Source organism: Bradyrhizobium sp. PRIMUS42 (assembly GCF_023006515.1).
GTDB lineage: Bacteria > Pseudomonadota > Alphaproteobacteria > Rhizobiales > Xanthobacteraceae > Bradyrhizobium.
In genome coordinates this window covers 1-3,143 of sequence record NZ_JALBGZ010000715.1, presented here as the reverse complement: position 1 = coordinate 3,143, position 3,143 = coordinate 1, and the positions used below count along the sequence as shown (strand labels likewise).

The window sequence follows — 3,143 nt, the reverse complement described above, 5'->3', positions numbered from 1 at the left end:
GATCGCGCCGCGGCGGGCGAATCGGTCACGCTCACATTCACCGACGAAATCGACGTCAGCCGCGGCGACGTGCTGACGGCGGGGCCAGCGCCGCAGGTCTCGGATCAACTGGCGGCCCATCTCGTCTGGTTCGATGACGAGGCCATGGTCGGTGGCCGGCGCTATCTGCTCAAATGCGGCACGGCCTCGACCGGCGCGGTGATCACGACGCTCAAGCACCGCGTCGCGATCGACACCATGGCGCATGAAGACGCCGATACGCTCGACGCCAACCAGATCGGTTACGCCCATCTCAGCCTCGACCGGCCGCTGGTGTTCGAGGCCTATCGCGACAACCGCGACATGGGCAGCTTCATTCTCGTCGATCCGATCAGCCATCGCACGGCGGCGGCGGGAATGATCGACCTTTCGCTCCGCCGCGCCACCAACATTCATTGGCAGCGGCTTGCCGTCGACAAATCGGTGCGGGCGCGGCTGAAGCAGCAGCGGCCCTGCGTGCTCTGGTTCACGGGGCTGAGCGGAGCCGGCAAATCGACGATCGCCGATCTGGTCGACCGCAGGCTCGCCGAGCTCGGACGCCATGCCGCACTGCTCGACGGTGACAATCTTCGCCACGGCATCAACCGCGACCTCGGCTTCTCCAGCGCGGACAGGGCGGAGAACGTCCGGCGCACTGCTGAGATCGCCGCGCTGTTCGTCGACGCCGGCATGATCGCGCTGGTCGCGCTGATCTCGCCGTTCCGCAGCGAGCGCGAGCTGGCGCGTCAGCGGCTCGAAGCCGGCGAGTTCATCGAGATCCATGTCGCGACCCCGCTCGCCGAGTGCGAGCGCCGCGATCCCAAGGGACTCTATCGCAAGGCGAGGGCCGGCGAATTACCCGCATTCACCGGCATCGACCAGCCCTATGAGGCGCCGCAAGCGCCCGAGATCACCATCGACAGCTCGGAGCTGTCGACCGAGGCGGCTTGCGAGCGCATCATTCGCTATCTCAGGGACAATCACTATCTGTAGCGCAGGGGCGAGTACGATCCGCCAGACGAGCGAGGCCTCAGAAATCGGACGCAATGCCCTTGCGCTCCCAATCGCCGTAGCGGGTGGGCTCCGGGCCCTTCGGTCCCTGCAACTCTTTAGCCTTGATCTCATCCCTGGCCTGGGCGGCGGCAGCCTGCCGGCGCGCCTCGGCTTCGGCCAGTGCGCGCTGGGCGGCCGGCGATAGCGGCTTGCGGTCGGGAACGGGAGGCTGGTCACTCATCGCTGGGCTTTCTAGCGCAGGACGGCCCGCAACGCGACGTCCAATAACGCATTCCTGAAATCAGCCCCGGAAGGGCTGAAAAAGCCCGAAGCGATTCTTACATTTGGCATATTCGCGTGCCAGAGATTGGGTTCTCAAGGCATGCGCCCATTGCGGCGGAACTGCCGCTCGCTCAGAACCTTGCTTCCGCATGCCATCTTTGAGGACGCGCAAGGGCTTCGTCTGGCTCAAGCGCGAGGTCACGGCCAAGCAGCAGCAGGCCATTCACAAGCTCGGCATTCCCGGCATCGGTTTCCTGCGCGAGAACAAACGCGTCTATCCCACCGGCAACGAGGTCGCCCACCTCATCGGTCTCGTCAACATCGACAACCAGGGCATCGCCGGCATGGAGAAGTGGCTCGACAATCAGGGCCTCGCCGATCTCCACCGCGCCGGCTTTGCCACCGACCGGCTGCAAAAGCCGATCGAGCTTTCGATCGATCTGCGCGTCGAGCATGCGCTGCGCGACGAGCTCTTGAAGGCCAAGGACAAGTTCCACGCCAAGGCCGCCTCCGGCATCATCTCGAACGTCAAGACCGGCGAGCTCGTGGCGATGGTTTCCCTTCCCGATTTCGACCCCAACAATCCGAAGGAAGCGCATGACCCCGACCGTATCAACCGCCTGACCACCGGCGTCTACGAGATGGGCTCGACCTTCAAGGCGTTCACGCTGGCGATGGCGCTCGATTCCGGAAAGATCAATTTGAACACGTCTTGGGACGCGCGCGGAAACCTGCACTACGGCAAGTTCACCATCCACGACAGCCACCCGCTCGGACGTTTCATCAACACCAAGGAAGTGTTCACCTACTCGTCCAATATCGGCGCGGCGCGGATCGCGCTCAGCCAGGGCGTGGAGGCCCACAAGGCGTTCCTCGCCAAGATGGGCCAGCTGACGCGGCTGCGCACCGAGCTGCCGGAGAGCGCGGCTCCGCTGGTGCCGCGGCGTTGGGGCGAGCTGAACACGGTCACCATCGCGTTCGGCCAGGGCATGTCGGTGGCGCCACTCCAGGCGGTGATGGGGATCAATGCGCTGGTGAACGGCGGTTATTTGATTCCGCCGACCTTCATGAAGCGCAGCGAGTCCGAGGCCGCGGCGATGGCCAAGCGCGTCATCAGGCCGGAGACGAGCGACAAGATGCGGTTCCTGATGCGACTCAACGCCGAAATCGGCACCGCCAAGACCGCTGACATCAAGGGCTACTATGTCGGCGGCAAGACCGGCACGTCCGAAAAGGTCATCAACGGCCGCTATGCCAAGAAGCGTGTGCTGAATTCCTTCACGGCGATCATGCCTTGCGACGATCCCAAATATCAGATCCTGATCATGCTGGACGAGCCGCAGGCCATTCCCGAAACGAAGGGTTTCATCACCTCGGGCTGGAACGCGGTGCCGACCGGCGGCAAGGTGATCGAGCGGATCGCGCCGCTTCTGGGCGTCGAGCCGCGGTTCGATCTGCCGCCTGCGGAACGCCTTATTCTTGCAGCATCCAGGACAACCCAGTAATCAACGGGGTAGGCCATCGCCGCTGCTGAGTCGGGGCTTTTCCCGGAGATTCGGCTTTGCGGGAGGGCATGTCGACTGGAAGACCATGAAGCTCTCCGACCTGCTAGGCAATGATGCCGCGATCGAGCCCGCTGTCGCGGCGCTCGACGTGACCGGCCTTGCGCTCGACAGCCGCGTGGTCAAGCCGGGCGATCTCTTCTTCGCACTTGCGGGCAGCAAGACCGACGGCGCACGCTTCATCGATGCTGCGATTGCCGCAGGTGCGGTCGCCGTCGTCGGTGACCATGCGCCTGACGGCAGCAAGGTGCCGTTCATCACGGTTGCCAATCCGCGCCGCGCGCTGGC

The 3,143-nt window shown here is 64.5% G+C and carries 3 protein-coding genes and 1 pseudogene; 3 read left to right on the top strand and 1 reads right to left on the bottom strand.

Annotated features, from left to right (window positions below):
- A partial coding sequence (gene cysC, locus MOV75_RS32400) for an adenylyl-sulfate kinase (RefSeq protein WP_247007353.1) occupies positions 1-1,011 on the top strand: 1,011 nt, incomplete at its 5' end.
- Between the two features lie 37 nt (positions 1,012-1,048).
- Here the strand turns inward: cysC and MOV75_RS32395 are convergent.
- A complete protein-coding gene (locus MOV75_RS32395; RefSeq protein WP_246924662.1) occupies positions 1,049-1,252 on the bottom strand; it encodes a DUF1674 domain-containing protein in 204 nt (67 codons plus the stop codon).
- 199 nt (positions 1,253-1,451) lie between these two features.
- Between MOV75_RS32395 and MOV75_RS32390 the strand changes: the two are divergent.
- Positions 1,452-2,798: pseudogene (locus tag MOV75_RS32390) on the top strand (peptidoglycan D,D-transpeptidase FtsI family protein); the annotation flags it as partial.
- An 85-nt stretch (positions 2,799-2,883) separates the two neighbouring features.
- The coding region (locus MOV75_RS32385) for a Mur ligase domain-containing protein (RefSeq protein ID WP_247007350.1) at positions 2,884-3,143 on the top strand (260 nt) is incomplete at its 3' end.

Coding starts and splice junctions, on each gene's coding strand:
- MOV75_RS32395 (WP_246924662.1), bottom strand. CDS start 1,252: ATGAGTGACCAGCCTCCCGTTCCCGACCGCAAGCCGCTATCGCCGGCC.